This is a genomic window from Peribacillus sp. P4_C12 (assembly GCF_056402095.1).
This window is the reverse complement of sequence record NZ_JBFUIB010000258.1, coordinates 1-5,323: the sequence shown is the minus strand read 5'-3', so window position 1 is coordinate 5,323 and position 5,323 is coordinate 1. Positions and strand designations below refer to the sequence as shown.

Annotated in this window: 7 protein-coding genes; 4 read left to right on the top strand and 3 right to left on the bottom strand. The window is 33.6% G+C overall.

What is annotated here, in order from left to right; all coding sequences use genetic code 11:
- Positions 1-219 precede the first annotated feature (219 nt).
- The 3 genes from AC1DUW_RS20500 to AC1DUW_RS20490 all read right to left on the bottom strand — a co-directional run bounded on the left by AC1DUW_RS20500 (position 220) and on the right by AC1DUW_RS20490 (position 1,976).
- Positions 220-444, bottom strand: coding sequence for a hypothetical protein (locus tag AC1DUW_RS20500; RefSeq protein ID WP_477643319.1), 225 nt, complete (start codon positions 442-444; stop codon positions 220-222).
- Between the two features lie 517 nt (positions 445-961).
- Complete coding sequence (locus AC1DUW_RS20495; RefSeq protein WP_053344582.1) at positions 962-1,402, bottom strand: cell wall hydrolase; 441 nt, start codon at positions 1,400-1,402, stop codon at positions 962-964.
- A 259-nt stretch (positions 1,403-1,661) separates the two neighbouring features.
- Positions 1,662-1,976: a hypothetical protein gene (locus tag AC1DUW_RS20490; protein ID WP_053344579.1), complete on the bottom strand. Its 315-nt coding sequence runs from the start codon at positions 1,974-1,976 to the stop codon at positions 1,662-1,664.
- A gap of 182 nt (positions 1,977-2,158) precedes the next feature.
- On the opposite strand from AC1DUW_RS20490, the gene AC1DUW_RS20485 reads away from it, so the two are divergent.
- The 4 genes from AC1DUW_RS20485 to AC1DUW_RS20470 all read left to right on the top strand — a co-directional run.
- Positions 2,159-2,827, top strand: a complete 669-nt coding sequence (locus tag AC1DUW_RS20485) for a GntR family transcriptional regulator (protein ID WP_053344578.1) — start codon at positions 2,159-2,161, stop codon at positions 2,825-2,827.
- Positions 2,811-3,482 carry a DUF2848 family protein gene (locus AC1DUW_RS20480; protein ID WP_328116724.1) on the top strand — a complete coding sequence of 224 codons (672 nt, stop codon included), beginning with the start codon at positions 2,811-2,813 and terminating at the stop codon, positions 3,480-3,482. The genes AC1DUW_RS20485 and AC1DUW_RS20480 overlap by 17 nt, the downstream gene beginning before the upstream one ends.
- Before the next feature lie 12 nt (positions 3,483-3,494).
- A complete protein-coding gene (locus tag AC1DUW_RS20475; protein ID WP_053344576.1) occupies positions 3,495-4,751 on the top strand; it encodes an MFS transporter in 1,257 nt (418 codons plus the stop codon).
- Between the two features lie 24 nt (positions 4,752-4,775).
- On the top strand, positions 4,776-5,323 hold a 548-nt coding region (locus AC1DUW_RS20470), incomplete at its 3' end, for a nitrilase-related carbon-nitrogen hydrolase (protein ID WP_477643318.1).

Here is a 5,323-nt window from a genome sequence, read left to right as displayed (position 1 = left end):
GTTCGTGTTCCTCAGACCGGAGGTTTGCCGCTTGCTTCCTTCAGATTCCACGTCACCGTGGACACCCTTGCATTAAGCTAACCACTACTACTGCCTTCATGGTTCGGGACTTTCACCCTATAGATTGCACCCATGCCGGGCGCACGAAAAAGCTGCCTTAAAGACAGCTCTTATTCTTCAGCTAACGCACCTGTTAGTTCAAGAAATAATAAGCTCTTTTTATCGTGCCTTTGATGGCTTTTTTGCCATAATGAGCGATAAAATTGCAAAACAAATTAAAAAGACAGAGAGAATCCCATAAGCCGCCCCTTCAAATCCCCTTATGTTTACGTAGCCAATGTAAAATAGAATAATAGCAGCTATAACTGTTAAGACTCCAGGTACAATTCGCACAAATAGGGGAAGAATCACAAAAGCTACAAGAAATGGTACAAAAATCATCATTTGCCTCACCACCTTTTCATTATTGAATTATTGAATTAATGAAAAATAATAATAGTTCTTTAAATCGTTATAATCTAAACTTTAGCACAATCACTAATAGGTTGGGTTATGTTCCCATTTTATTATTGAACAATCCTGTTCCGTAAGAAAAAGATTGCCACAGCAACCTCCCTAATTGAAGTAAAGCACCCTTTAGTTTGAGTATAATATCTCACAATCTTGCTTTCTTGGATAAATTACTAATACTTAATGTTTGATATATATAAAAAGGGAACACCTGCTAACCAGGAAGTTCCCTTTTTATTTCGTGAGATAAAAGTACATCAAAACAACGATTGAAAAAATAGGCTGCGGTTGGGGTCTCAAGCGTTTTTTCAACCGACAACTGTTACATTATCTACAGGAGTTGCATTGACTGAATATGGTTGGCTACCAGCACCTAAAAATTTTGTATTCGTAGCACCAAAAAGGCAAAATTACAATAAAATTCAAGAATTAACAATAGCTCCTAGACAACCTAACCGGTATAAACACTTTCACATGTTCCAGGTTTTGGTTCATAATAACAATGATTTTTATATTGTCCAGCAAAAGGTTGATCGTACCATGTAGGTGGGCATGGAGCATATGGATTAAAATACCAAAGGGCATATTTCCCTGGGTGTTGTCTCCAGTATTCCAAATTCTGTTTTGCTAATCGTTTTTCAGCAGTCCTCGCTCTTTGATAAAATACATTACCTTTTTGAACAGCTTCAAAAGAATAATTTCCTCCTTGTACGTGATAAATGACTTGTGGAATTGTTCTTAAATCTATAAAGTCTAAACAATCAGCTTTAAGACGATTAACAATTACATTTCCAACATATAACATTCCTTGTAACCCTTCACCTTCGGCTTCAGCTCTCATCATCCTTGCCATTAAGTCAACGTCTGAACTTTTGTAACTTACTCTTGGCATTTTTTCACCCCAAAAATATAGTATGAAAAAAAGCCTACATTGATGTCATTGTTTATAAAATAAGAATGCTTAGTTTTTAAAGCTTACAGTTTTTAAGGTAAGATGAAAACTATGGCATTCTTTATTCAACTAAACTGCCCCGTTAGTTGCATAAAGAAAAAGCTACCTTAAAGACAGCTCCGATTTACAGCTAACGCACCTATTAGTTCATTAAGAAAGGAGTTGCCTTAACAACTCCTTTAAGAACAAAATTTATTTATTAGGCACTAATAATACTGTTTTTATTTTTAAAGTAAATAAACAAATTCAATATGCTTAACCCTAAAATTATAAGAAACAAATATGAGGAAATAACGTCTCCTCCTAAATTTAATTCATCAGCTATGTATCCCATAATAATAAGATTAATACCAGAAACAATTATTGAAATTATTGAAGTAATACTAACTGTGAATCCATTAACGAGGTTGCTTCGTTTCTTTTGAACCAATAAAATAATGGAAATAACAATTAAACTAATTATAAAAGTAATAAAAACTAATCTTAAAAAATCGTATATTTCCAATTCTTCCATAGTCATCCCCCTTATTATCCTTTCCCTATTAATTTTACCACAAAAAACCATTATCCTTGATGAACTAAACTTCCCCTTTAGTTCAATAAGAAAAGGGCTACCGAAGAAAACATATTATTTTGAATTGACTGAATTTTAGGTTTATAATATAATTGGTATACCACATACCAATAGGAGGAAAAATGAAAAAAATAGAGACAGTTATGCCGTTAAGAGATATAGCTTTTGAGGCAATTAAGAAATCAATTTTGAATTATGAACTTCTACCGGGTCAAGCAATTTATGAAAGAGACCTAAGTGAAAAGTTAGGTGTAAGTAGAACTCCTGTAAGAGAATCTCTGTCGTTGTTAGAAAGAGAAAAATGGATAATTTCAAAACCACGGGTTGGTACGTTTATTAATGAAATAACAGAAGAAAATGTAATTGAAGTAATGGAAATTCGAATGATTTTTGACCGATTCTCACTAGAAAAAATCTGTGGAAATATTACTCCAGAACAAATAAAAGTATTAGAAGGTTACATAGAGGAGCAAGAAAAAAATAAAACAGATCACCAAAGATTTATTGAATTAGATAAAGAGTTCCATTCTGAAATTGTATTATTAACTAAAAATCAGCGATTAGAAAAGTGGTTTGAAGAAATTGGTGATCAGATTAGATGGTTTGGGTTAAAAGCCATAACTGAGAAGTCGCGTATTGAGGAAACAATATCTGAACATAAAGCAATTGTACAAGGTATAAAATCACAAGATATTAATCAACTTCTGGTAGCATCAAATAACCATGTGGAAAATACCAAAAATGAAATTATTAATCAATTGAGGAGGAATTCAAATGAGAAAAGTAATTAATTTACATCTTTCTAATGGAGAGGTTAAAAAACATGAAATTGATATTAATAAAGTAATTGTTGTTGGATATGGGGGACGAAATATAGAAAAAATTCAAGAACACATAGATGAATTAAAAGAATTAGGTATTGCACCTCCACCTCATGTACCGATGATATATCCACAAAAAATAGAACAACTGAATTTTTCTAATGAATGTAATGGAAGCAAATTTTCCTCAGGGGAAACAGAATATGTGTTATTCCATGATGGAAAAGAATGGTTGGTTACCCTTGGCAGCGATCATACTGATCGAGAAGTAGAAAAAGAAGATATTTTAAAGTCCAAATCAATATGTGATAAACCTCTTGCAACTGATTTTTGGAGATTAGCAGATTTAAAAGAAGACTGGGATAATATTATCTTACGTTCTTATGTTACTTCAAATGGGGAAAAATATTTATATCAAGAAGACACTTTAGACGCACTCTTAGAGGTTGATGTTTTATTGGAAAAGCTGGACAAGTTCGGGGAAAAGGATCTAGAACATACTGTTATTTTTTCAGGTACTGTTCCTACAAAAAATGGATTTATTTTTGGTGATAAATTTGAATATGAAATTGAACACCCCAAGTTAAACAGAAAAATTAAACATCATTATTCCATTATTTATTAAGGGGTGATTGTTTTGAAAAAGGAACCTACAAAAGTTAGATGGGGACTAGCATTCTTTTTCTTTATAATAGGTGTAATCGCTTACATGGACAGATCAAATATTTCAATAATAGCAAAACCAATGATGGATGATTTAGGCTTAGATAAAGTTCAGTTTGGTATGCTTGCATCATTATTCTCATTAGGTTACGCGTTAGTTCAAATTCCAGCAGGACTTATGGCAGAAAAGTTTGGTCCAAGAAAAATGATCACTTTTGCCCTAGTATGGTGGTCAGTATTTACGGGTTTGACGGGTTTAGTTAAATCTCACGGTCTATTGTTTTTGGTGAGATTCTTATTTGGGATAGGTGAAGGACCGATGTTTCCTGCTAACGCCGTATTTAATACAAACTGGTTTAGAAGAGATGAAAAGGCCAGAGCATCTAGTGCTTTATTGGCCGGTTCATATTTTGGACCAGTTATAGCCCCTATCGTTACGGTTTATATCTATCAATATTTTGGTTGGCAAGCTGTATTTTATATTTTCGGATTAATAGGAATAATCATTGCGGGTGTCTGGTACGTTATAGCCCGAGACTATCCTGAAATTCATAAACTTGTGAATGAACAAGAAAAAGAATATATACTTGAAGACAGAGAAATTGTTGATACCGCTAAAGTTAGAGCCCCATGGAATTCTTTTCTGAAAAGCTATAGATTTTGGGCGTTAGGATTACAATATTTTGTTGTTTTATATATTATTACTTTCTTTTTAGTTTGGTTACCTACCTATTTACTGGAAGATAGAGGATTCTCATTAAGTAAAATGGGATTTGCTGCAAGCCTACCTTGGTTAGCAATTCTGATAACTGTAATGACTGGTGGTATTCTTTCTGACTACTTAGTACGTAAAGGTTTTTCAAAGCAAATATCAAGATCCTCTTTAGCTATATCAGGTTTAATAGTATTTATTATTTCAATGTACCTTGCTGTTATGACAGTATCGCCTTATATGAATGTTTTATGGTTATCATTATGCTTGGGTTCACTAGGATTCACAGTAGTGTGTTCATGGGCTTCTGCTACAGACTTAGGAAGAAACTTTTCAGGTTCCGTTTCAGGTTGGATGAACTTGTGGGGAAATCTAGGAGCATTTGTATCACCGTTATTATGTGGTTGGTTAGCAGAAAACTTTGGGTGGAATATCACATTAGGAGTAACTATAATCCCTGTGTTTATTGCAGCTATATTATGGTTGTTTGTGAAACCAGATACTTCATTACTAAACTAAATACAATTAAGAGGAGTGACCAATGTGAATTATCTAGTATTTCAAATGGATTTAGTAGTTGGAAATCCTGAAGTGAATAGGAAAATCATTGAACGCTGGTTAGAAGCTAACTATAGTGATGATGTGGATGTTGTAGTACTTCCTGAAATGTGGTCTACGGGCTATGTGTTGGAGGAACTGGAAGAAATCTGCAAAGTGGATGGTAATCAATCAATTGAATTTTTACAATCACTGGCTAAGAAGTTTAATGTAAACTTGGTGGGTGGCTCGATTGCCGTACTAGAAGGTAAAGATATCTTTAATCGTGCAGTTATTGTAAATCGAATGGGTGAGATTGTTCATACATATGACAAGATGCACCTTGTTCCGATGTTAGATGAACCCAAGTTTTTAACAGGCGGTCATAATCAAGTGGAAGTATTTGAACTTGAAGGTGTGAAAATGGGGATTATTATTTGTTACGATTTACGATTCCCTGAAATTATTCGTGACTTAGCATTACAGGGTATTCAAGTATTACATATCGTAGCAGAATGGCCACTCGCAAGGGAGACACATTGGAATACTTTACT